Here is a 22,542-nt window from a genome sequence, read left to right on the forward strand (position 1 = left end):
AGGCCGGACGGCCCGCCGCCGCTCAGGAGCCGGTGCCGCTCCGGCGGCCCCAGCCGAAGTAGGCGATCGGCCCCACCCAGTTGATCCCGATGACCACGGCCCACACGCCCTTGCGCCCGGCCACCTCGGCCGGCCGGCGGCGGGCCAGGTCGCGCCACGCGGTCGCGGCCAGGACCCACTGCACGATCCCGAGGCCCAGCAGGACCGCCCGCTGGCGCCCGGTCAGGTCCTGCCACCGCCGCCGCCGCCGTCCGGGCACGGCTCCGTCGCCCTCGGGGAGGCCGGTCACGGGACCCGCCGGGTCCAGGTGGGCTCCACCGCCGCCCACTCGCGCGCCCAGTCGCGGGCCCGGTGGCGGCCGAGCAGCCAGCACAGCACCACGTGCAGCAGCCCGGTGGCGGCGAGGGCGCCGGTCCAGCCGACGAGGGTCAGGACGACGGCGCTCTGGGTCGCCTCCCGGGACGTCAGCGGCGGCCCGGCCTGGCGCCCGTCGGCGGTCACCCAGATCTCGAAGACCTCGCCGGCGCCCGTGCCCGCGGGTGCCCGCGCGTCCCCCTCGGTGACCGCGCCGTCCGGTGTCGTCCACCACGCGGGCACGACGGGGCTCCCCCCGAGGGCGGCGCCCCTGCGGACCGAGGCGTCCGCGGTCGCCACCGCCGTGGTGAGGGTGCGCTCGGCCGCCTGCCGGGCCGCGGTCTCCTGCAGGTCGGCGCGCAGCCCGGTCCCGACGGCCAGCGCGATGGGGACCGACAGCACCGCCACGAGGACCAGCAGGACACGGGCGGCGCACTCCAGCCGGTCGCTGCCGCGCTTGAGCGGGCCGCGGCCCAGTGTGAAGCGCCGGATGCCCCGGTGCGGCGTCCTCCGCGCCTCGGCCACCGGACACCTCCTCCCGCGGGTTCCCGCCGTCGCCGGTCCAGCCTCGCCGGGCGAGGACCGGCCCGGCAGGGCCGCAGGTCCCGATCGGGCGCGGGCGCCGGGCCGCGGGCGGGGAGGGACGGAGGCATTGGTCCCGGGGGACCGGTGCCGTTCGACCGCTGCCCGGCCCCGGGAGGCGTCGGAGGCTGGCAGCACTCACGGGGCGGGGAGGCGCCGTGAACGGTCCGGACAGGAACCACCCGGTACGGGTCGACGCGGTGCTGGACGCCCCGCTGTCGCGCTGGCTGTGGCTGGTCAAGTGGCTGCTGCTGCTGCCGCACGCGGTCGTGCTGGCCTTCCTGTGGCTCGGCTTCATCGTCACGACGGTGGTGGCCTGGTTCGCCATCCTGATCACCGGTCGCTATCCGCGGCCGCTGTTCGACTACGCCCTCGGGGTGCTGCGCTGGAGCTGGCGCGTGCACTACTACGGCTACGCCGCCCTGGGCACCGACCGCTATCCGCCGTTCACGCTGGCCGACGTCCCGGACTACCCGGCCCGGCTCGACGTCCCCTACCCCGAGCGGCTCTCCCGCGGGCTGGTGCTGGTGAAGAGCTGGCTGCTCGCGCTGCCGCACCTGCTGATCGTGGCCCTGTTCGCCGGTGGCGGCGTCTGGATCGGCACCTCGGCTGCGGACGCGGGGGCGTGGGACGACGGCTGGGGCGCCGGCGGGCTGGTCGGGCTGCTCGTGCTCGTCGCCGCCATCGTGCTGCTGTTCACCGGGCGCTACCCGGTGCCGGTCTACGACTTCGTGCTGGGCATGGACCGCTGGGTGCTGCGGGTCGCGGCCTACGTCGCGCTGATGACCGACCGGTACCCGCCGTTCCGGCTGGACATGGGCGGCGCCGACCCCGGCACCCGCCCGGTCGGTCCGGTCGGCCCGCCGCCGGCCGGCGCACCGGTCGCGGCCGCGCCCCCGGACGCCGGGTGGAGCGCCGGCCGGGTGGTCGCCCTCGTCGCCGGTGCCCTGCTGCTGTTCGTCTCGAGCGGCCTGCTGGTCGGCGGGACCGCCCTGGCCTGGGCCGACCAGACCCAGCGCGAGGACGGCTACCTGTCGACGCCGACCGACGACCTGTCCACCGGCGCGTACGCGCTGGCCGTGGAGGACCTCACGCTGGACACGGCGGGCGACCGGTGGGTGCTCGACGAGGTCCTCGGCGACGCGCGGATCGAGGTCACCGGGGCCGACCCCGCCGACGAGGTCTTCGTCGGGGTGGCCCGGGCGGCCGACGCGGCCCGCTACCTGGACGGCGTGGGGTACCGGGAGATCGACGAGCTCGGCCCCGACGGCGGGCTCGACGAGGGCCGGGAGAACCCCGGGGGCGCGCCGGCCGGGACGCCGGGCGCCGAGGACTTCTGGGTGGCCCGCGCCGAGGGGGCCGGCACCCAGGTGCTGGAGTGGACGCCGGCCGACGGCGACTGGACCGTGGTGGTCATGCGGGCCGACGGGGCCGCCGGGGTGGACGTCGACGCGCGCGCCGGCGTCACCGCACCGGCCCTCCCGTGGCTGTGGGGCGGCCTGCTGGCGGCCGGTGTCGTGCTGCTGGCGATCGGGGTGCTGCTCGTGGCCCTCGCCGTCCGCCGGGCGCCGGCCGGCCCCGGTGCCGTGCCCGCACCGCCGGTCCCGCCCGCTCCGCAGCCGTGGCCGGCCGCCGGCCCGCCGGTGCCCCGCAGTGCCCCCGACAGCGAGCGGCCGGTCGGCTCGCCGCCGGCGGACGAGCGGTGACCCGCCGGATCCCCCGCCCGACCGGCGGCCCGCTGCGCCCCGGCGCCGGCAACCCCTCGTGACGCGATCGCGAGCGGCGCGCCGGAAGGGCTGTCGCGCGGACGCCGGAGGGGGGACGGTGTGCGCCGTCGTCCCCAGCGGCGCGGGCGGCCGGCTCGAGGAGATCGAGGTCTTCCCATGGTGCTCCACGGAGACGGGCCGCCCGGGGTGCCGGGTGAGCCGGAGGCGGCGTTCGCCGAGCTGAGCCGCGTCCTGCTCGAGGCCCGGCCGCTGCCGGCGACCCTCGCCTTGGTCGCCCGGCTGGCCGCCGGCCTGCTGGACCCCCCCGGGGAAGCCTCGGTCACCCTGGCCCGGTCCGGCCGGCTGCTCTCGGTCGGGGCGACCGGGGACCTCGCCGCCAGCCTCGACCAGCAGCAGTACGCGGCCGACAGCGGGCCCAGCGTGGCGGCCGCGCGCACCGGCGGCACCGTGACGGTCGAGGACACCGCCGCGGAGGGTGGCCACCGGGAGTTCGCCCGGCTGGCGCGGCGGCGGGGCGTCACCGCGGTGCTCGCGGTGGGGCTGCCGACCGGTGGGCGGACCGGCGGCGCGCTCACCGTGTACCGCACCACCGCCGGTGGCCTGGGCCCGGTGGCGGTGGAGCTGGCCCGGGCGCTGGCCGGCTACGCGGCCGGCGCGGTCACCAAGGGGCAGCCCGCCGGCGCTCCGCGCGACGTCCGGCTGACCATGCAGTCTCGTGCGGTGATCGAGCAGGCCAAGGGCGTCCTCATGGCCCGGCACCACTGCTCGGCCGACGAGGCGTTCACCTGGCTGGCGACGGAGTCCCAGCGCACCAACCGCAAGCTCCGCGACCTCGCCGTCGACCTGGTCGCGGCGGTGCAGCGGGCCGGGGCGGCCGGTGGCCGGGCTCCCCAGGACTGACCTCCCGGCCGGGTCGCGCTGCCGCGGCCGCGCTGCGGCCACCGCGCTGCCGCGGCCGGGCGCCCGCGCCGGGATCAGGGGGTCGCGGCCAGCCGGTCGGCCAGGTCCCCGGCGAACCCCTCGGCGACCGCCAGCTGCTCGCGCAGCGCGGTCACGCGGGCGGTCGCCGCCTCGGAGAACGCACGCAGCCGGTCGACGAGGTCACGACGGTCGCCGGCCCGGAGCCGGGCGAGCACTGCGAGCAGCTCGCGCGCATCTTCTCGACGGTGAACCCCAGCGGCTTCATCCGCTTGACGATCTCGAACCGGGCGAGGTCGCTCGCGCTGTAGAGCCGGAACCCGCCGTCCGACCGGGCGGTGGGCCGGACCACTCCCTGCTCCTGGTGGAAGCGGATGATGCGCAGGCTCCGATCAGTCCGCTCGGCGACCTGGCCGATCTGCAGCAAGTCGGCCCGTCCGGTGGCCGCCATCAGTGCGCCCCGGCGAGCTGACCGGTGTGCCGCTCGTAGCGCGACGCCGAGTGCTCGTCGAGTCCCACGATCGTCACCATCTTGCCGCGGGAGGCGTACCTGTGCGTGACGGCGTCGAGGGCGGCGACGGTGGAGGCGTCCCAGACGGAGGCGTCGGAGAGGTCGACGACCACGTCGGCCGGGTCGCCGGCGTAGTCGAACCGGTGCACCAGGTCGTTGCTGGAGGCGAAGAACAGCGCGCCGTGCACCGCGTAGACCCGCGTGCCGTCGGCGGTGGCCTCGCTGGTCACCGACACCAGGTGCGCGACCCGGCGGGCGAACAGGACGCAGGCGACCAGGACGCCGACGCCGACGCCGATCGCGAGGTTGGAGGTGAGCAGCACGACGGCGACCGTCGCGAGCATCACCGCCGTCTCGCTGCGCGGCATCCGGTGCAGCGTCCGCAGGCTGTGCCAGTCGAAGGTCGCGATGGACACGAACACCATGACCGCGACCAGCGCCGCCATCGGGATGAGCGCGACGACGTCGCCGAGCGCCACGACCAGCACGAGCAGGAAGACGCCGGCCAGGAAGGTGGACAGCCGGGTGCGGGCACCCGACTTCACGTTGATCATGGTCTGGCCGATCATGGCGCAGCCGCCCATGCCGCCGGTGAAGCCGGTGACCACGTTGGCCACGCCCTGGCCCCAGGACTCGCGGGTCTTGTCCGAGGGGGTGTCGGTGAGGTCGTCGACCAGCTTGGCCGTCATCAGCGACTCCATGAGCCCGACGAAGGCGATGCCGAGCGCGTACGGGGCGACGGTGGTCAGCGTGGCCCAGGTGAGCGGCACGTCGGGCAGGGCGAGGAACGGCAGGCTCTCGGGGAGCGCGCCCTCGTCGCCGACGTCCGGGAGGGCCAGGCCGGCGGCGAGGGTGATCGCGGTGAGCACGATGATCGCCACGAGCGGCGCCGGGACGGCGGTGGTCAGCCGGGGCAGCAGGAAGATGACCGCCAGGCCCCCGGCGACCATCGGGTACACCAGCCAGGGGACGCCGATCAGGTGCGGCAGTTGGGCGCTGAAGATCAGGATCGCCAGCGCGTTGACGAAGCCGACCATCACGCTGCGCGGGACGAACCGCATCAGCCGGGCGACGCCGGCCGCGGCGAGCAGCACCTGGAAGACGCCGCCCAGGATCACCGCGGCGAGCAGGTACTGGAGACCGTGGTCGCGGACCAGCGGCGCCACGACCAGCGCGACGGCGCCGGTCGCGGCACTGATCATGGCCGGCCGCCCGCCGGTGAACGCGATGACGACGGCCATCGTGAACGAGGCGAACAGGCCCACCCGCGGATCGACCCCGGCGAGGATCGAGAAGCTGATCGCCTCGGGGATCAGGGCGAGGGCGACCACCAGACCGGCCAGGACCTCGGTGCGGGCGACCCGAGGCGACAGCCAGGCGGGGCGGCGCAGGCGCGGCAGGGCCAGGGCGGGGGAGGAGGGCATGGGTCCGTTCTCGGTCTGCAGGCGCCGAGGGAGGGAGGAGCGGCGCGGGTAGTGGCTCCCAGTCTCACGGCCCACCCGACCCTCCCGTGAGGGGAGGGTGCTGAGGTGTTCGTCACCGAGCGGCGTTTGTGCTGGTGGCACCCCGCCTACCAGGCTGGGGAGACCCGACCGCCCGGAGGCACCATGACCACGTCCGTGGACCCCACCGCCACCCCCGAGTGGGCCGCGCTGGCCGAGCACCACCGCGCGCTCGCCGGCCGGCACCTGCGGGAGCTCTTCGCCGAGGACCCCGACCGCGGACGCCGGCTGTCCGGGCGCGCCGGCGACCTCTACCTGGACTGGTCGAAGCACCGGGTGACCGAGGAGACGCTGCGGCTGCTGGTGGCCCTCGCCGAGCGGGTCGGGCTCCGGGAGCGGATCGAGGCGATGTTCCGCGGCGAGCACGTCAACCCCACCGAGGACCGCGCCGTCCTGCACGTGGCGCTGCGCGCACCGGCGGATCGGCGGCTCACCGTCGACGGGCAGGACGTGACCGGCGACGTCTCGGCCGTGCTGGCGCGGATGCGGTCCTTCGCCGACCGGGTGCGGTCGGGGGAGTGGGTCGGGCACACCGGACGGCGGATCCGGAACGTCGTCAACATCGGCATCGGCGGCTCGGACCTGGGTCCGGCGATGGCCTACACGGCGCTGCGGGCCTACAGCGACCGCGACCTGACCGCCCGGTTCGTCTCCAACGTCGACCCGACCGACTTCGCCGAGGCCAGCCGCGACCTCGACCCGGCCGAGACGCTGTTCGTCGTGTGCTCCAAGACCTTCACCACCCTGGAGACGCTGACCAACGCGACGGTGGCCCGCGACTGGCTGCTCGAGGGGCTGGGCGGCGACGAGTCCGCCGTCGCCCAGCACTTCGCCGCGGTGTCGACCAACACCGAGGCGGTGCGCGAGTTCGGCATCGACCCGGAGAACATGTTCGAGTTCTGGGACTGGGTCGGCGGCCGGTACTCCTTCACCTCGGCGATCGGGCTCTCGCTGATGGTCGCCATCGGGCCCGACGCCTACGACGAGATGCTCGCCGGGTTCGCCACGATCGACGAGCACTTCCGGACGGCGCCGTTCGAGGCCAACCTGCCGGTGCTCCAGGGGCTGCTGAACGTCTGGTACACCGACTTCTTCGGCGCCCAGACCCACGCCGTGCTGCCCTACAGCCAGTACCTGTCCCGGCTGCCGGCCTACCTGCAGCAGCTGACGATGGAGAGCAACGGCAAGTCGGTCCGCTGGGACGGGCAGCCGGTGACGACGTCGACCGGCGAGGTCTACTGGGGCGAGCCCGGCACCAACGGCCAGCACGCCTTCCACCAGCTGCTGCACCAGGGGACGACGCTGGTGCCCGCGGACTTCATCGGGTTCGGCGAGCCCAACCACGACATCGGCGAGATGCACGACCTGCTGATGGCCAACCTGTTCGCCCAGTCCGCGGTGCTGGCGTTCGGGAAGACCGCCGAGGAGGTCGCCGCCGACGGCACCCCCGCCGAGCTGGTGCCGCACAAGGTGATGCCCGGCAACCGCCCCTCGACGACGATCCTGGCGCCGAAGCTGACGCCGGCCACCCTCGGGCAGCTGGTCGCCTTCTACGAGCACACCGTGATGACCCAGGGCGTGGTCTGGCAGATCGACTCGTTCGATCAGTGGGGGGTCGAGCTGGGCAAGGTCATGGCCCGCCAGCTGGAGCCGGCACTGACCTCCGCCGAGGCGCCGGAGGTCGACCAGGACGCCTCGACGACGGCACTGGTGACGGAGTACCGCCGGCTGCGCGGCCGCCCGGTGTGAGCGGCGGGCCGGGCGTGCGGATCGCCTCGCTGCTGCCGGCCGCGACCGAGATGGTGACCGCGCTCGGGCTCGCCGACCGGCTCGTCGCGGTGACCTTCGAGTGCGCCGCCGCGGCACGCGAGCGCGCTCCCGTCGTCGTCGACACCGCGCTGCCCGCGGAGCTGTCCCCGGCGCAGGTCGACGCCTGGGTCCGCGACCGGGTCGGCCGGGACCTGCCGCTGTACGAGCTGGACCGGGCCGCGCTCGCCGCGGCCGCTCCGGACCTCGTCCTGACCCAGGACCTCTGCCGGGTGTGCGCGCTGCCAGCCGGGACCGTCGAGGACGCCTGCCGGGCGCTGGGCATCTCCGCCGCGGTGCTCGCGGTCGACCCGCACACGCTGGACGAGGTGCTGGACGCGCTGCTCGCGGTCGGGTCCGCGGCCGGTGTCCCGGCTGCCGCCGAGGCGCTGGTCGCCGGGCTCCGGGCCCGCCTCGCCGCCGTCGAGCGGGCGGTCGCCGGCCGGCCGCGGCCCCGGGTGCTCGTCCTGGAGTGGACCGATCCGCCCTTCCTGCCCGGCCACTGGGTGCCCGACCTCGTCCGCCGGGCCGGCGGGGACCCGGTCGGCGCGGGGGACGGCGGCCGCAGCGTCGCCGCGGCGTGGCGCGACCTGCCCCCGGCGGACCTCGTCGTGGTGGCGCCGTGCGGGATGGACCTCGCCGCGGCGCTGGACCAGTGCCCCGCCGTGGCCGGGCGGCTCCCGGGCGTGCCGCTGCTGGCGATCGACTCGGCGGCGCACGTGGTGCAGGCCGGCCCGGGGCTGGTCGACGGGATCGAGGCCCTGGGCTGGGCGTTCCACCCGGACGCCGTCCCCGAGCCGCCCCCCGGCCGGGTCGCCCGGCCGTCGGGGACCGGTGTCTGATCCCTCACACCCGGCCCGGACGGCACCGCGGTCGCGGGAGAGTGGCCCGATGGACCGCGTTCCCTCCCTGACCGTGCGCGGCGCGGACGGCACCCGCCTGCGGGCCTGGTGCACCGGCGGCAGCGGCACCCCGGTCCTGCTGTGCAACGGACTGGGCGCGCCCGCCTCGGCCTGGCCGGAGGTCGTCGGGCGGCCGGACGAGTTCTGCGTCGTCGGCTGGGACCACCGCGGCCTCGGCGACTCCGAGCGGCCCCGGGACCCGGCCCGGGTCCAGGTCGAGGACCACGTCGCCGACGCGCGGGCCGTGCTCGACGCGTTCGGCCTGCGGTCGGCGACCGCCGTCGGCTGGTCCCTGGGCGTCAACGTCGCCTTCGAGCTGGCGCTGGAGGACCCGGACCGGGTGGACGGCGTCCTGGCCGTCGCGGGCGTCCCCGGCGGCTCCTTCTCGTCCCTGTTCGCGCCCTTCGGCGTTCCGCGGCGGCTGCGGCCCCGGGCCGGGCGCCTGGGCAGCCGGCTGCTGCCCCTCGTCGGACCGCTGCTGCCGCTGATCACCCGGACCGTCCAGCCGTGGCAGGCGGCGCTGCTGCCGGCCGGCGGCGACGACCCCGCCGGCCGGCTGGGCACCGTCGTCCAGGTGGCGGCCGAGTTCGCCGAGAACGACTGGTCGTGGTTCCGGCACCTGGCCGTCGCCGTGGCCGACCACGCCCCGCTGGACCTGTCGCCCCTGACGTGCCCCGTGACGTTCCTCGCGGGCTCCTCCGATCCGCTCGTCGACGTCGCCGACGTGCGGGCCGCCGCCGCCACCGTGCCCGGCGCCCGCTACCGCGAGCTGCCGGCCGGGCACTTCCTGCCGCTGGAGCGCCCGGCGGACATGCGCCGGGAGCTGCGCCGGCTGACCGGCGCCCGCACCGCCGCCTGACCGGAGGCGGTCCGGCCGCCGGTCGGGCCTCCCGGTCAGCCGCCGGCGGCGTCGAGCTCGGCGAAGGTGTCGGCGACCCAGTCGGCGACGAACGTGCTCACGTGCGGCAGGTGGTCCAGCCCGATGTGCTCGGTCGCGCCCTCCTCGGGCGTGAACACCCGCAGCTCCCGCTTGGGTGAGTGGACCGCCTGGTCGTAGGAGCGGTGCGCGTACTCCAGCGGGATCTGCCGGTCGTTCGCGCCGTGGGCGACGAGGAACGGCACGGTGATGCGCTCGACGACGCCGTCGAGGTGGACGTCGTCGGCGAAGTCGAGGAACCGGTCGAGGTCGTCCTCGTCGCCCTCGTGGCCCCAGACCCACAGGACGTGCTCCCAGTAGTGGGGGACCGGGCGCTCGCCCTCGCGCTCCTTGCGGCGGCGCTGGACCGCGCCCCAGTCGTGGTTGGCACCCCAGGCCACGCAGAGCGCGAACCGCTTCTCGAACGCCGCGGCGCGGGGGGCGTAGTAGCCGCCCAGCGACCAGCCGACGACGCCGATGCGGGCGGCGTCCACGTCGGGGCGCTGCTCGAGCCAGTCGACGGCCGCGCCGGCCCAGACCTCGGTGTCGATGCGGGCGGTCAGCCCCTGCAGCCGCAGCGCCTCGCCGGTGCCGGGCTGGTCGAGCATCAGGCAGGAGATGCCGCGGGCGGCCAGCTCCGCCCAGTGGTTCGAGGCGTACATGTGCTCTTTGGTGGAGTCCAGCCCGTTGACTAGCACCACCACCGGGGCGGGGCCGTCGTCGGTGGCCGGCGCGGTGCTGAGGTAGGCCGGCAGCGTCGTCCCCTCGTAGGGGATCTCCACGCGGGAGACCCGCGGGCTGTGCGTCGCGAAGGCCCGCTGCGCCAGCTCGAGCATCCGCCGGTAGGTCGGGACCCGGTTCGGGTCGGAGTGCGCCAGCATCCGCTCGGCCTGCGCCAGGTAGTTGCTGGCGCGGAACCACAGCTGCCCGGCGGTGCGGGTGTGGCCCAGCTTCTCCGCCTCCTCGGCCTGCCCGACCAGCTGGTCGGTCAGCGCGGTCCAGGCCCGCAGGAACTCCGGCGTCCCGGCGTCCTCACCGGCGTTCGCGGCGTCCTTGATCGGCCGGCAGGCGCGGTCCACCTCGTCGATCAGCCCGCCGGAGTTCAGCGTCGCGACGACGCCGAGGTTCCAGGTGTAGGGCCCGGTGGGGAAGTACTCGAACACGGGGGTTCCTCTCGATCAGGGAAGGCGCTTGCGGGTCCGCTGGCGTGGGCGGGCCGGGCGGACCGGCGGCAGGTCGAGCCCCTCGACGACGCGGTTGCGGATGGTGCCGACGCCCTCGACGGTCATCTCGACGACGTCTCCGGGGCGCAGCGGGGGCGGGGTCGGCTCGCCCCGGCGGCCCCAGAGCTCGGCGAGGCAGCCGCCGTTGCCGCAGGTGCCCGAGCCGAGCACGTCGCCGGCGCGGACCTCGGTGCCGCGGGAGGCGTAGGCGATCAGCTCCTCGAACGGCCAGCCCATGTTGGACAGCAGGTCCTGGCCGACCTCGGTGCCGTTGACCGACACGCGCATGTCCAGGTTCAGGAAGCCCTCGTCGTCCCGGTACCGCTCGAGCTCGTCGGCGGTCACCAGCCACGGGCCCAGGGTGGTGGCCGAGTCCTTGCCCTTCGCCGGGCCGAGCTTGACGGCCATCTCGCGGCCCTGCAGGTCGCGGGCCGACCAGTCGTTGAGGACCGTGTAGCCGAAGACGTGCTCGCGGGCCTGCTCGGGGGTCAGCGAGGCGCCGTCCCGGCCGACGACGACGGCCACCTCCAGCTCGAAGTCGAAGCGCTGCGAGCCCGGCGGGACGGCGACGTCGTCGAAGGCCCCGACCAGCGCGTACGGGTTGGTGAAGTAGAACGTCGGCGCCTGGTACCACTCCGGCGGGACCGGCTCGCCGCTCGGGGCGACCATGCCCTCCACGTGCTCCTCGAACGCGACGAAGTCCCGCACCGTCGGCGCGGCCAGCGGGGGTAGCAGCCGCACGTCGGCCAGCGACACCGCCGGGCGCCGGAGGGCGACTTCGCCGACGTCGAGCGCGGCCGGGAGCCCCGCACGGACGAGGTCGAGCACCGTCGTCCGCGCGGGGAGCTCGTGCAGCCCGGCGTCACTGACGACGCCGGCCCGGACCCGGCCGTCGGCTTCCCAGGTGGCGAAGCGCATCAGACCGGCGGGGCCACGAACAGGCCCTTGTCCGGGTCGTTGAAGGACCGAGCGGCCACGAACTCGTTCATCGCGTTGGCCGTCCCCCACTGGTCGGAGACCTCGGGGTCGGTGAAGTCGTAGAGGTGGGGGTGCCACGTGTCCTCGTCGACCACCTCCAGCTCGGTCGTGTACTCCATCGTGTTGCCATTGGGGTCGAGGAAGTAGCTGAAGGTGTTGTTGCCGGCCAGGTGCCGGCCCGGGCCCCAGATCTTCTCCACCCCGGCGCGCAGCACCCGGCCGGTGCCGCGCATGTACTCGTCGATGCCGCGCAGCTCGAACGAGGCGTGGTGCAGCGAGGGGTGCGGGCCGCGGGCGATCGCCATGCTGTGGTGCCAGGGGTTGGTGCGCAGGAACCACATCATGCTGCCCATCCGGGGGTGCATGAGGGTGTCCGACAGCGAGAAGCCGAGGTGCCGGTCGTAGAAGGCGACCGTCGCCTCGGGGTCGGCCGAGTTGATCACCACGTGGGACAGCCGCACCGGGATCGACTCGCCTGCCTCGATCTGCCGGTGCTGCCGGACGGCGACGTCCGAGCTGATCTCGACGGTGCGGCCCTCGTTGTCGAAGAACCGGAACCCGTAGCCGCCGCCCGGGGTCTGCAGGTCACCGGGCTCGGTGACCAGCTGGACCCCGTCAGTGGCCATCCGGCCGGCGAGGGTGTCGACGTCGGCGGCGCTCCCCGCCCCGAAGGAGATCAGGTCGATCCGCTTGTCGGCGGACTCGCGCAGCCGGACGACGTACTGCTCGGGGCTGCCCTCGGCGGCGAGGAAGGTCAGGCCGGTGTCGCTGTGCTCGGCCGTGAGCCCCCAGGTGCCGGTGTAGAAGTCGAGCTGCTGGCCGTAGTCGGGCACGGCCAGGTCGACGTGCCGCAGGTGGGTGATCAGGCGCTGGGTCACGGGGATCTCCGGGTGCTTCGGTTCAGGCGGGCTGGCTGGTCAGCTGGGTGATGGTGCGCATCAGCGCGTGGATGTCGCCCTGGACGTGGTCGAGCTGCCACTGGGCGACCTGGTTGGAGGCGTCGACGACGGTCTTCGCGCGCTCGAAGCGGCGGGCGGTGAAGGCGTTCCACAGGCCGTCGTCGACCGCGTCGCGGGAGAGCAGCAGGTCGGTGAGCGCGTAGGCGTCCTCGAGCGCCTGCGCGCCGCCCTGGGCGATGGTGGGCGGGCAGGTGTGTGCGGCGTCGCCGATCAGCACCACCCGGCCGCGGTTCCACGGCGCCGGGAGGACATGGGTCTCGAACCAGGTGTAGTTGACCCGGCTCGGGTCGGTCAGCGTTCCGCGGATCTCGTCCCACGGGCCGTGGTAGGCCTGCGACAGCTCCCGCATGGTGGCCAGCTGCTGCTCGGGGGTGAGCGTGGAGCGGTCCTGGGCGGGTTCGACGATGTAGGCGTAGAGGGTCTCCTCGCCGGTGGGGCAGTAGCCGGCGATGAACGAGGGCCCGCCGTAGAACAGGTCGGTGCGGGTCACGCTGGCCGGGCGGGGGCCGAAGACGCGCCAGATGCCCATGCCGACCGACGTCGTCTCCAGGTCGATGCCCAGGGCGCGGCGGGTCCAGGAGCGGACACCGTCCGCGCCGACCACGAGGTCGTAGCGGCCGGTGCCGCCGTCGGAGGTGGTCACGTCGACGCCGTCCGCGTCCTGGCGCAGCTCGGTGTGCGTGGCCCCGAACCGCAGCTTGACGCCGACCTCCGCGGCGCGGTCGACGAGGATCCGCGCGAGCTCAGGACGCGACATGCCCAGGGCGGCGGGCAGGTCGGGGCCGCCGGTCTTGGCGTCGGGGATCTCGGCGACGACGGTGCCGGCCGGGTCGGGGGCGCGGATGCCGGTGACGTCGAAGGCGTAGCCGCTGGCCTGCACCTGCTCCCAGACCCCGAGGGTGCGCAGCTCGCGCAGCGCGTTGCCCTGCAGCGTGATGCCGGAGCCGAGGGCGCGGGTGTCGGGCTTGATCTCGACCAGGTCGACGGCCACGCCGGCCTCGGCGAGGCGGATGGCGGTGGCGGTGCCGGCCAGACCGGCACCGACCACGAGGACCGAGTTGACGGCGGGCACGGGCGTGCTCCTCACTTGACGGCGATCGGGTTGACCGGGGCGCCGACGGCGCCGGTCACGGGCAGGGGTGCGGCGGTGAGGAAGAAGTCCCACTGACCGTCGGCGGCGCAGTCGGCGGCGAGCGCGTCGAGGTCCCACATCTCGCCGATGAACAGGCCCATGTTCGGGATGGCGACCTGGTGCAGCGGCTGGAACGCGACGTCGAACTCGTTGGGGCGGACCTCGAAGCCCCAGGTGTCGGTGGCGATGCCGGCGATCTCACTGCCGTGCAGCCAGTCGGCGGTGGTGAACGACAGCCCGGGAGCCGCACCGCCGGCGTAGTCGCCCCAGCCGCGGCCCTCGGCGATGTCGCGGCGGGCGCGGGTGAGCCGGCCGGTGCGGACCAGCAGCAGGTCGCCGCGGCCGACCCGGGACGACTCGCCCTGGGCGGCGATGGTGGCCTCGAGGTGCTCGGCGGTGATGGCGAAGCCGTCGGGCAGCTCGCCGTCGGTGCCGATCGCGCGGCCGACGTCGAGCAGGACGCCGCGGCCGGCGAACAGCGCCGCGGTGGTCTCGATCCCGGTGACCCGGTCGCCGTCGCTGGTGACGACGTCACCCGCGCGGCGGCCGTTGTACGCCATGCCGTGGTCGAAGATGTGGCCCAGGCCGTCCCACTGGGTGGAGGCCTGCAGCGGCATGAAGATGACGTCGTCGGCGCCGCCGATGCCGTGCGGGAAGCCCTGGACGCCGCGCTCGGCGTCGGTGCCGGTGTCGGTCATCGTGTGCACCGGGTTGGTGCGCCGGCGCCAGCCCTTCTGCGGGCCGTCCGTGTCGAAGGACTGGGCCAGGGAGAAGCTCGCCCCGCGTCGGACCCGCCGGGCGCCCTCGACCCGCTTGGCCTCGTCGAGGAAGTTCAGGGTGCCCAGCACGTCGTCGGCACCCCAGCGGCCCCAGTTGGAGCAGCGCTTCGCCGCGGCGGCGATGGCACCCTCGGGGTCGGTGCGGTCCGGCGGGGGGACGTCGGTGGCGCGGGTCACGTCTCCTACGGTCGGGCGCGAGAGGGTATCAGGGAAGACCGAATGGGTGATGCCTGTCATCAGCGCCGTCTATAGGCTGCGCAGCCGTGAACCTGGGCAGCCTCGACCTCAACCTGCTGGTGTCCCTGGACGCCCTGCTCGAGCAGCGGAGCGTCACGCGGGCGGCCCAGCAGTTGGGGCTGAGCCAGCCGGCGCTGTCGGCCTCCCTGGCCCGGCTGCGCCGGCACTTCGGTGACGAGCTGCTGGCACGTGTGGGCAACTCGTACCGCCTGAGCCCGCTGGCCGCGCAGCTCAAGCCGCGGGTGCGGGTGGCGCTGGACGGTGTGGAGCGGGTGTTCACCGCCCGGCCGGAGTTCGACCCCGGCCAGTCGACCCGCGACTTCTCCCTGCTGGTCAGCGACTACGGCTGCGCCGTCTTCGGGGACGCGCTGGCCCGGTTGATGGAGGAGGAGGCGCCGGGAGCGCGGCTGCGGCTGGCGCACAACACCCCGGACGCGGTCGACCAGGCCCAGCAGACGCTGCTCAACACCGACCTGATGCTGTTGCCGCGCGGCTTCCTCACGGACCTGCCGTACGCCGACCTCTACCGCGACCGGTGGGTGCTCGTGGTCTCGTCCGACAACGCCGACGTGGGGGAGTCGCTCACCGTCGAACAGCTGGAGTCGATGCCGTGGGTGGCGACCTACCACGGGCCGACGGCGTCCACCCCGGCCGCGCGGCAGATGCGGATGCTCGGCATCGAGCCGCGGGTCCAGGTGGTCACGGAGAGCTTCCTGACCGTGCCGAGCCTGGTCGCCGGCAGTGGGCGGATCGCGCTGCTGCAGGAGCGGCTGGTCCAGCTGCTGCCCCTGGATGTCGGCGTCCGGGCGCTGCCGCCGCCGTTCGAGGTCGGTCCCCTGCTGGAGGCGATGTGGTGGCACCCGGTCTACGACCGCGACCCGGAGCACCGGTTCTTCCGCGACCTGGTGGTGCGGGCGGCCCGGCAGGCCACCGACCCGGTCGGTTGAATCATCCACCGCACTGATACATCCCATCAGCGATCGGCCGTTCCCTGATGGGCGCCGGCGTCCGCAGACTGCTCCGCCAGTGACGCCGGTCACCGGACCGGCGCCTGCCACCCCCGGAGATGTCCGTGTCGGATCGTGCCCTCAGCTCACCCCCTGCGGCGCCGCTCGACGGCGAGGTCGCCGTCGACCCGGCCACCGGTCGTCCGGCTGGCCGGCCGCAGGCGCTGGTCCTCCTGCTGTCCAGCTGCCTGGCCGTGCTCGGCGCGGTCCTCCTGGCGCCCGTGCTGCCGCGCATCCAGGACGCCTTCGCCGGCACGCCGGGTGTGGAGACCCTGACGCCCGTGGTCCTCACCGCGCCGGCCCTGGTCATCGGCCTGACCGCCATGATCGCCGGCCGGATCGTCGACCGGGTGGGGCGCAAGCGGCTGCTGGTCGGCGCGCTGGTCGCCTACGCGTTCGCCGGGACCGCGCCGCTCTGGCTGGACTCCCTGCAGCTGATCGTGGCCAGCCGGGTCCTCGTCGGCCTGACCGAGGCCGCGATCATGACCTGCTGCACCACCCTGCTGGCCGACTACTTCTCCGGCGCCACGCGCGAGCGCTACTTCGGGCTGCAGGTGGTCTTCACGACCGTCGCCGCCACCCTCTTCTTCGGCCTCGGCGGTGCGCTCGGTGCCCAGGACTGGCGGACCCCGTTCTGGCTGTACGCGGTGAGCCTGCCCCTGGCGGCCGCGGCCGCGAAGTACGTCTGGCAGCCGACCCCCGTCGCGCGGACGACGCAGCTGCCGCCGCTGCCGTGGCGGCAGCTGGCCGCACCGGTCGGCGTCTCGCTGTTCGGCGGCCTGGTGTTCTACGTGCTGATCGTGGAGCTGTCGTTCGTGCTCGACGGCATCGGGGTCGAGTCCACCGGCACCATCGGCGCGGTCAGCGCGATCGGCTCGCTCGGCACAGCGGTCGGCGCCTTCCTGTTCGGGCGGGTCGCCCGCCTCGGCCCGGCGGTGACCGTCCCCGTGGCGTTCGCGTTCTCCGGTCTCGGGCTGGTCGGTCTCGGGCTGGCAAGCTCCGTGCCGATGGTCGTCGTGTTCGCCGTGGTCACGGGCTTCGGCAACGGCCTGCTGCTGCCCGCGCTGCTCAGCTGGGCGCTGGGTTCGCTGACCTTCGAGCAGCGCGGCCGCGGCACCGGCGTCTGGACGTCGGCCATGTTCATCGGCCAGTTCGTCTGCCCGCTGGCGGTCCTGGGTCTCAGCGGCGCGATCGGTGGTCTCGGAACGGCGCTCGCGGTGGTCGGGGCGCTCGCCGTGGTCGCCGCGGTCGGGGTCCGGTCCGCCCGGCCGGTCGGCGCAGCCGCGCACTGACCGCTCCGGTCCCCGTCCCGGCCGGCCGTCTCCCTCGGGAGGCGGCCGGCCGGCGGCGCGTCGGGTCCGTCCCCGCCGGCTGCTCAGGGCAGCGGGGTGCCCTGGTGGAAGCGCAGCTGCCAGCCGGCCGGGCCGTTCCGCAGCCAGATCGAGCTGCGCAGCGACGGGCGGTCCCCGTCCACGCGGTAGGTGACGAGGACGGCGTCCACGGCGAGCCGCATCGGCGTGAACGCGCCCGGAGAGCCCGACGGTGCGGGGTCCGACACCAGCGCGTCGATGATCGCGTCGCGGTCCCACACCCGACCCGAGGCGCCGAACTCCTCGAAGTCGGGGTGCAGCAGCCGTTCCAGGCGGGCGCGGTCGGCGCGCACCACGGGCCGGAGCAGCGACCGTTCGCGCTCGACCACGGCCACCAGCTCGTCATCGTCGGCGGTCACCGGTCCAGGGTGCCTGCCGCCGGCCTCCGCCCGGCCCATCGGCGTTCCCGATCAGCCGAGCGCGGGGTCGGGTGGGGCGGTCTCGTCGAGCCAGGGCGGGTCCGGTTCGGGGTCGGGAGCCCAGCCCGGTGGTGTGCTGGTGCGGGTGATGCCGCTCGGGGTGCGGACGCGCAGCCGACCGTCGGGCAGCAGGATGAACGCCCAGCCGGGGGTGTGGGTCTTGAGGCGGTGGTGGGTGCGGCACAGGCAGCACAGGTTGGTGCAGGCGGTGCGGCCGCCGGTGGCGTACGGCCGGACGTGGTCGAGGTCGGACCGCACGGGTGGGCGGCGGCAGCCGGGCCAGCGGCACCGGCGGTCGCGGGCGAGCACGAAGCGGCGCTGGGCGGCGGTGGGTCGGTAGCGGTGGGTGTCGGCCGGGCGGCGCAGGCCGGGGCCGTCGGCCGGTCGAGGTGTCGGTTCGTCGACCTGGCGACTTGGCGATCCGTCGACGTGGCGCCCTGTCGGTTCGGGAACACGTCGACCCGTGCCCCTCCGGCGACGGGGGCTGCCGGCGGCGCGGGCGAGCTGGTTGCGGGTGGCGACCGCGAGCAGCCGCCCGCTGCCGGCAGCGTGGACGGCGACGGTGACGCTGCCACCGCGCGGAGGCCGGCCCACTCCGAGCACGCCGAGCTGGGCCAGCAGCTCGCGGCACTGGGCGGCGGACACGACGGTGCCGTCGACCTCGGCGGCGGACTGGTCGGGGCCGGTGGTGTCCAAGGCGGGCAGGTCGGCGTGGATGGTCAGCTGCGCGGTGACCGCCGGCCGGCGGGTGTCCCAGGGCCGCAGGATGAGGTCCTGCACCACCGCGGCGCGGATCACGCCGATCGGGCGGTCGTCGCCGCCGGCGCGCTGCAGGTCGGCGTAGGTGCGCACGGCGTCGGCGCAGGCGTGCGCTGCCGGGGTGGGCAGCTCCGCGACGAGGGCGGACAGGCCCTCGTCGACCGGCTGGACGCGGACGTCGGCGCGGCGGGCGGCGTTCCTGCGGCGCAGTTCGGCGGCGTCGGCATCGACTCTGGCCAGCACCCGGCGGGTGCGCTCGCGCAGTTGCGGGGCGGTGCGCGCGGCGGCGCCGGGCAGCACGGCAGCCAGCACCGCCGCGGCGGTGGCGGGGGAGACCTCGCCGAGCAGGTCGGCCAGCACCCGCGCCCGCCGGAGGTCGAGGTGCCCCTGGTACAGCTCGGACCACACCGCGGGCAGCCGCTCGACCAGGACCACCGACTCCACGGCCAGCATCGCGGCCTCGGCCTCGGTGCAGCCGCGGATCAGCGCCAGCTCGGGCACGAACCCCTCGGACACGTCGGCCAGGCACGGCGGGCGCCGGTCCACGGTGTCCCGGCCCGGTGCGCCGCGGGCCCCGAACTCGTCGCGCTGGGCCTCGATGCGCCGGCGGCGGGCCAGCCGCGCCACCCACACCGCCAGCTCGGCCGCGGCCCGGGCCGCGCGGGCGTCGGCGGCCCAGATGTCGGCCACGTCGGCCAGGTCCGAACCCTCGTCGGCGGCCAGCAGTTTGTCCGGGCGCACCGGGATCGGCACCCCCTCGCCCGGAGGCCGCGGCGGCTGGGTTGCGAGCACGACCCCATCCTGACCTGCAGGTACGACAGTTTCGGCGACACCGGACGTGGTCGCCGACGCTGCTGTCGTAGCGGGTCGATGGAGAGGACTGGGGTGGCCTCGGCCGGACGGTGGCCGCAGGCGTCCTTGCCGTCGGTGCGGCCGAGGTCGACGAGATGCGGTGGGGGTGTCGAGAGTCGATTCAGCCCTCGGACGTGACGAGGTACGAGCTGAACGTCTTGATCGCCTCGGGCCTGTGTCCGGACGACAGGATGTGCTGCCGAGCGGCAGCCTCGTCATCGCCGCGGGCAGATGACCACCCACAGGTGCCGGTGAGGGTCTGCCCACTGCGGATGTCGAGGCGGTGCGCGATGGGGGCGAGTTCCGCAGCGAGGACGGCACGGCGCCCCGCCCCGCTGTGCCGGCTCGAGACGTCGTTGAGGCGGTGGGCTCGAGGACGGTCTTCGGCGGCCCGAGCCGCCAGGTGCGGCGGTCGGCACCGTTCGCTCGCAGCCGCACTCGCGGGCGGGGTGGTCGTCGCCCACGAACTCGGTCGGGACCGGAGACGATCTTCACGGCGGCGACACCGGGTCCACGTGTCGGCGTCACCGTAGCGCCGTCCGTCGCCGAGAGCGTGCGGCCATGCGCGTCATCGGACACCGCGGCACGCCCGCTTCCCCCGTCCACCCCGAGAACACCCTCGCCGCCGTCCGGACCGCCCTGGCGGCCGGCGCCGACGGCGTCGAGGTCGACGTCCGCGCCACCCGCGACGGCGTCCTGGTCCTCTCCCACGACCGCGACCTCGGCCGGGTCCTGGGCACCGGAGCCGGCACCGGGCCCGAGGTCGGGCGGCTGTCGGAGGCCGAGCTCCGCGAGGTGGTCCTCCCCGGCGGCAGCGGCGTCCCGACGCTGGCCGAGGTCCTCGACCTGGCGGCCGCCTCCGGCGCGTGCGTGCTCACCGAGGTCAAACCCGAGGCCGGCGGCACGGACGCGCGGCGGACGGCGCGGCTGCTCGCCAGGCTGCTCACCGACCGCCGGCGCCGGCTGCCCGGCGCCGACCGGGTCATCACGACGTCCTTCGACCTGACGACGGCGGCGTCCCTGGCGGGCGTGGGCACCGTCGCGGGCGCGCTCATCGTGGCGCCGCACCTGGACCCCGACCGCAGCGCCCTGCAGGCGCGGGCCCGCGGCCTGACCGACGTCCACCTCGCTCCGACCCACGTGCGCGACGACCGCGGCGTCGTGGCGCGCATCCGGGCGCTGGGCCTGCTGGTGGGCGTGGGGGTGGTCGACGACCCGGACGAGGCGGACCACCTGTTCGCCCTCGGCGCGCACCTGGTCTGCACCGACGACCCGGCCGGGCTGGCCGCCGCCCGCGCCGCCCGGCGGGCCGTGGTCCCGCTCTGACCGGCTACAGCCAGCCGAGCACCGAGGCGCCGACGCCCACGTACAGGACCGCGCCCGGCACCACGCCGACGGCCGTGGCCAGCGCGTGCGGCACCCAGGGCACGCTGGACAGCCCGGCCGCGTAGCTGACCACCCAGAACGGCACGGGGCTGACCCGCGCGGCGAGCACGGCGAGGAACCCCCGGTCCCGGAACAGCCGGTCGGCGCGCGCCAGGCGCCGGCCGGCCAGCCGGGCCACGGTGTCCCGGCCCAGGTGCCGGCTCACGGTGAACCCGCCCATGCCGCCGAGCCACCCCGCGGCCACGGCCACGGCGAGCCCGGCCGGGAACCCCGCGGCGGCGCCGAGCAGGAGCGACAGCGCCGTCCGCGGCACGGGCGTCATCAGCGCGCCCGCCGTGCCCGCCACAACGGCCGCCCAGCCGAGCGGGCCGGCGTCGTGCAGCCAGGCCCGCAGCGCCGGCACCCCGGGACGCTCCACCGTCAGCGCCACGACGACGGCGGCCGCCAGCACCGCGCCCAGGACGCCGAGCCGCAGCCACCCGCCGGCCGACCGCCGGTCCCGGCCGTCGGCCACGGGCCGGCGCTCAGGCGTCGATGACGACCGGGATGACCATGGGGTTGCGCCGGTGGGTCCGGTGCGCCCAGGAACCGACCGCGCGCGCGATCAGCTGCTCGAGCTGCACCGCCCCGCCGACGCCCTCCTCGGCCGCACGGGCCAGCGCCTTCGCGATGATCGGCTCCAGCTCCTCGAACGTCTCGTCGTCGTGCACGAAGCCGCGGGCGAGGAAGTCCGGCGCCTCGGCCAGCTGGCCGGTGTCGGCGTCCACGATCGCGACGACGGTGATGACGCCCTCCTGGGCGAGGGTCCGGCGGTCCCGCAGGTGCGCCTCGGTCGCGCCACCGACGGTGGTGCCGTCGACGTAGACGTTGCCCGCGGGCACCTTGCCGGCGACCTTCACCCGGCCGTCGCGCAGGTCGACGGCGACGCCGTCCTCGGCGATGACCACGCCGCGCGGGTGCACCCCGGTGCGGATCGCGATCTCGGCGTTGGCCTTGAGGTGCCGCCACTCGCCGTGCACCGGCATGACGTTGCGCGGGCGGACGACGTTGTAGCAGTAGGCGAGCTCGCCGGCGCTGGCGTGGCCGGAGACGTGCACCTTGGCGTTGCCCTTGTGGACGACGTTGGCGCCCCACCGGGTCAGCTCGTTGATCACCCGGTAGACGGCGTTCTCGTTGCCGGGGATGAGCGAGCTGGCCAGCAGCACGGTGTCGCCGTCGGTGATCCGGATGACGTGGTCGCGGTTGGCCATCCGGGACAGCGCCGCCATCGGCTCGCCCTGGGACCCGGTGCAGATGAGGCACACCCGGTCGGCGGGCAGCTTCTCCAGCTCCTTCATGTCGACCAGCAGGCCCGGCGGCACGGTGAGGTAGCCGAGGTCCTTCGCGATGCCCATGTTGCGCACCATCGACCGGCCGACGAAGGCGACCTTGCGGCCGTGCGCGGCGGCGACGTCGAGGATCTGCTGGATCCGGTGCACGTGGCTGGCGAAGCTGGAGACGATCACGCGCTTGGGAGCGGTGCGGAACACCGTCTCGATGGCCGGCACCAGCTCGCCCTCGGAGGTGGTGAAGCCCGGCACCTCGGCGTTGGTGGAGTCGGTGAGGAAGAGGTCGACGCCCTCCTCGCCGAGCCGCGCGAACGCGCGCAGGTCGGTGATCCGCCGGTCCAGCGGGAACTGGTCCATCTTGAAGTCGCCGGTGTGCAGCACCATCCCGGCCGGGGTGCGGATCGCGACCGCCAGCGCGTCGGGGATGGAGTGGTTGACCGCGACGAACTCGCAGTCGAACGGGCCGAAGGACAGCTCGTCGCCCTCGCTCACCTGGCGGGTCACCGGGCGGATCCGGTGCTCCTTGAGCTTGGCCTCGATGAACGCCAGCGTCAGCCGCGACCCGACCAGCGGGATGTCGGCCCGCTCGCGCAGCAGGTAGGGGACGCCGCCGATGTGGTCCTCGTGCCCGTGGGTCAGCACGATCGCCAGGACGTCGTCGAGGCGGTCCCGGATCGAGGTGAAGTCCGGGAGGATCACGTCGACGCCGGGCTGGTGCTCCTCGGGGAACAGGACCCCGCAGTCGACGATCAGCAGTTTCCCGGCGAACTCGAAGACCGTCATGTTGCGGCCGATCTCCCCGAGGCCGCCGAGGGCGACCACTCGCAGGCCACCGTCGGCCAGCGGCGGGGGTGTGCGGAGCTCGGGGTGCGCGTGGCTCATGGCCTCCACGCTA

General features: G+C 75.1%; 21 protein-coding genes and 1 pseudogene. 8 read left to right on the forward strand and 14 right to left on the reverse strand.

The genetic code is table 11. From position 1 onward, the window contains the following. Positions 1-22: 22 nt before the first annotated feature. Both PGN05_RS01075 and PGN05_RS01080 read right to left on the reverse strand, forming a co-directional pair. Positions 23-289, reverse strand: coding sequence for a PLDc N-terminal domain-containing protein (locus PGN05_RS01075; protein WP_419750386.1), 267 nt, complete (start codon positions 287-289; stop codon positions 23-25). Next, the gene (locus tag PGN05_RS01080) at positions 286-879 is read right to left on the reverse strand and encodes a hypothetical protein (protein WP_419750387.1); all 594 of its coding nucleotides are present in this window, start codon (positions 877-879) and stop codon (positions 286-288) included. Before PGN05_RS01080 ends, PGN05_RS01075 begins: the two co-directional genes overlap by 4 nt. A 215-nt stretch (positions 880-1,094) precedes the next feature. Between PGN05_RS01080 and PGN05_RS01085 the strand changes: the two genes are divergently transcribed. Both PGN05_RS01085 and PGN05_RS01090 read left to right on the forward strand, forming a co-directional pair. After that, on the forward strand, positions 1,095-2,642 hold the full coding sequence (locus PGN05_RS01085; protein ID WP_419750389.1) for a DUF4389 domain-containing protein: 1,548 nt from the start codon (positions 1,095-1,097) through the stop codon (positions 2,640-2,642). Between the two features lie 177 nt (positions 2,643-2,819). After that, positions 2,820-3,563 (forward strand): GAF and ANTAR domain-containing protein, encoded by a 744-nt coding sequence (locus PGN05_RS01090; protein ID WP_419750390.1) that lies wholly within the window; start codon positions 2,820-2,822, stop codon positions 3,561-3,563. 74 nt (positions 3,564-3,637) lie between these two features. Here the strand turns inward: PGN05_RS01090 and PGN05_RS01095 are convergent, their stop codons facing one another. The 3 genes and pseudogenes from PGN05_RS01095 to PGN05_RS01105 all read right to left on the reverse strand — a co-directional run bounded on the left by PGN05_RS01095 (position 3,638) and on the right by PGN05_RS01105 (position 5,516). Continuing rightward, complete coding sequence (locus PGN05_RS01095; RefSeq protein WP_419750667.1) at positions 3,638-3,799, reverse strand: hypothetical protein; 162 nt, start codon at positions 3,797-3,799, stop codon at positions 3,638-3,640. A gap of 65 nt (positions 3,800-3,864) precedes the next feature. Further along, positions 3,865-4,032: pseudogene (locus PGN05_RS01100) on the reverse strand (MerR family transcriptional regulator); the annotation flags it as partial. Next, positions 4,032-5,516 (reverse strand): SulP family inorganic anion transporter, encoded by a 1,485-nt coding sequence (locus PGN05_RS01105; protein ID WP_419750391.1) that lies wholly within the window; start codon positions 5,514-5,516, stop codon positions 4,032-4,034. The gene PGN05_RS01105 and the pseudogene PGN05_RS01100, both read right to left, overlap by 1 nt. Before the next feature lie 183 nt (positions 5,517-5,699). On the opposite strand from PGN05_RS01105, the gene pgi reads away from it, so the two are divergent. The 3 genes from pgi to PGN05_RS01120 are packed head-to-tail and all read left to right on the forward strand — an operon-like array spanning position 5,700 to position 9,161. Then, positions 5,700-7,343 carry a glucose-6-phosphate isomerase gene (pgi, locus tag PGN05_RS01110; protein ID WP_419750392.1) on the forward strand — a complete coding sequence of 548 codons (1,644 nt, stop codon included), beginning with the start codon at positions 5,700-5,702 and terminating at the stop codon, positions 7,341-7,343. Positions 7,344-7,357: 14 nt separating this feature from the next. Beyond that, positions 7,358-8,242 carry an ABC transporter substrate-binding protein gene (locus PGN05_RS01115; protein ID WP_419750394.1) on the forward strand — a complete coding sequence of 295 codons (885 nt, stop codon included), beginning with the start codon at positions 7,358-7,360 and terminating at the stop codon, positions 8,240-8,242. A gap of 49 nt (positions 8,243-8,291) precedes the next feature. After that, a complete protein-coding gene (locus PGN05_RS01120) occupies positions 8,292-9,161 on the forward strand; it encodes an alpha/beta fold hydrolase (RefSeq protein ID WP_419750395.1) in 870 nt (289 codons plus the stop codon). A 35-nt stretch (positions 9,162-9,196) separates the two neighbouring features. Here the strand turns inward: PGN05_RS01120 and PGN05_RS01125 are convergent, their stop codons facing one another. From PGN05_RS01125 to PGN05_RS01145, 5 genes are read right to left on the reverse strand one after another with little or no spacing between them, the layout of a single operon-like run. Continuing rightward, complete coding sequence (locus PGN05_RS01125; RefSeq protein WP_419750396.1) at positions 9,197-10,381, reverse strand: alpha/beta hydrolase family protein; 1,185 nt, start codon at positions 10,379-10,381, stop codon at positions 9,197-9,199. A gap of 15 nt (positions 10,382-10,396) precedes the next feature. Further along, positions 10,397-11,359, reverse strand: a complete 963-nt coding sequence (locus PGN05_RS01130) for a fumarylacetoacetate hydrolase family protein (protein ID WP_419750398.1) — start codon at positions 11,357-11,359, stop codon at positions 10,397-10,399. Next, entirely contained in the window at positions 11,359-12,297 is a 939-nt protein-coding gene (locus PGN05_RS01135) for a VOC family protein (protein ID WP_419750400.1), read from the reverse strand. Before PGN05_RS01135 ends, PGN05_RS01130 begins: the two co-directional genes overlap by 1 nt. A gap of 22 nt (positions 12,298-12,319) precedes the next feature. Further along, positions 12,320-13,450 carry an FAD-dependent oxidoreductase gene (locus PGN05_RS01140; RefSeq protein ID WP_419750402.1) on the reverse strand — a complete coding sequence of 377 codons (1,131 nt, stop codon included), beginning with the start codon at positions 13,448-13,450 and terminating at the stop codon, positions 12,320-12,322. A gap of 11 nt (positions 13,451-13,461) precedes the next feature. Further along, positions 13,462-14,466, reverse strand: coding sequence for a cyclase family protein (locus PGN05_RS01145; RefSeq protein WP_419750403.1), 1,005 nt, complete (start codon positions 14,464-14,466; stop codon positions 13,462-13,464). Positions 14,467-14,552: 86 nt separating this feature from the next. On the opposite strand from PGN05_RS01145, the gene PGN05_RS01150 reads away from it, so the two are divergent. Both PGN05_RS01150 and PGN05_RS01155 read left to right on the forward strand, forming a co-directional pair. Further along, entirely contained in the window at positions 14,553-15,473 is a 921-nt protein-coding gene (locus tag PGN05_RS01150) for a LysR family transcriptional regulator (RefSeq protein WP_419750404.1), read from the forward strand. 125 nt (positions 15,474-15,598) lie between these two features. Beyond that, positions 15,599-16,825, forward strand: coding sequence for an MFS transporter (locus PGN05_RS01155; protein WP_419750406.1), 1,227 nt, complete (start codon positions 15,599-15,601; stop codon positions 16,823-16,825). 83 nt (positions 16,826-16,908) lie between these two features. Here PGN05_RS01155 and PGN05_RS01160 read toward each other — a convergent pair whose 3' ends face one another. Together PGN05_RS01160 and PGN05_RS01165 are read right to left on the reverse strand one after the other, a co-directional pair. After that, entirely contained in the window at positions 16,909-17,262 is a 354-nt protein-coding gene (locus PGN05_RS01160) for a DUF4440 domain-containing protein (protein WP_419750408.1), read from the reverse strand. Positions 17,263-17,313: 51 nt separating this feature from the next. Beyond that, complete coding sequence (locus tag PGN05_RS01165; RefSeq protein ID WP_419750409.1) at positions 17,314-18,873, reverse strand: DUF222 domain-containing protein; 1,560 nt, start codon at positions 18,871-18,873, stop codon at positions 17,314-17,316. Positions 18,874-19,494: 621 nt separating this feature from the next. On the opposite strand from PGN05_RS01165, the gene PGN05_RS01170 reads away from it, so the two are divergent. After that, positions 19,495-20,259, forward strand: coding sequence for a glycerophosphodiester phosphodiesterase (locus tag PGN05_RS01170; protein ID WP_419750410.1), 765 nt, complete (start codon positions 19,495-19,497; stop codon positions 20,257-20,259). Between the two features lie 4 nt (positions 20,260-20,263). On the opposite strand, the gene PGN05_RS01175 is transcribed toward PGN05_RS01170, so the two are convergent. Both PGN05_RS01175 and PGN05_RS01180 read right to left on the reverse strand, forming a co-directional pair. Next, positions 20,264-20,833, reverse strand: coding sequence for a TVP38/TMEM64 family protein (locus PGN05_RS01175; protein ID WP_419750411.1), 570 nt, complete (start codon positions 20,831-20,833; stop codon positions 20,264-20,266). Positions 20,834-20,843: 10 nt separating this feature from the next. After that, entirely contained in the window at positions 20,844-22,529 is a 1,686-nt protein-coding gene (locus PGN05_RS01180) for a ribonuclease J (protein WP_419750412.1), read from the reverse strand. Between the last annotated feature and the right edge of the window lie 13 nt (positions 22,530-22,542).

Source organism: Geodermatophilus sp. CPCC 206100, assembly GCF_048569675.1.
In the GTDB taxonomy this organism is placed as follows: Bacteria; Actinomycetota; Actinomycetes; order Mycobacteriales; family Geodermatophilaceae; genus Geodermatophilus.

What these genes read in the sequence shown, in the direction of transcription:
- PGN05_RS01105 (WP_419750391.1), bottom strand. Translation starts at nt 5,516, where the DNA reads ATGCCCTCCTCCCCCGCCCTGGCCCTGCCGCGCCTGCGCCGCCCCGCC.
- PGN05_RS01170 (WP_419750410.1), top strand. Translation starts at nt 19,495, where the DNA reads ATGCGCGTCATCGGACACCGCGGCACGCCCGCTTCCCCCGTCCACCCC.
- pgi (WP_419750392.1), top strand. Translation starts at nt 5,700, where the DNA reads ATGACCACGTCCGTGGACCCCACCGCCACCCCCGAGTGGGCCGCGCTG.
- PGN05_RS01090 (WP_419750390.1), top strand. Translation starts at nt 2,820, where the DNA reads ATGGTGCTCCACGGAGACGGGCCGCCCGGGGTGCCGGGTGAGCCGGAG.
- PGN05_RS01180 (WP_419750412.1), bottom strand. Translation starts at nt 22,529, where the DNA reads ATGAGCCACGCGCACCCCGAGCTCCGCACACCCCCGCCGCTGGCCGAC.
- PGN05_RS01130 (WP_419750398.1), bottom strand. Translation starts at nt 11,359, where the DNA reads ATGCGCTTCGCCACCTGGGAAGCCGACGGCCGGGTCCGGGCCGGCGTC.
- PGN05_RS01120 (WP_419750395.1), top strand. Translation starts at nt 8,292, where the DNA reads ATGGACCGCGTTCCCTCCCTGACCGTGCGCGGCGCGGACGGCACCCGC.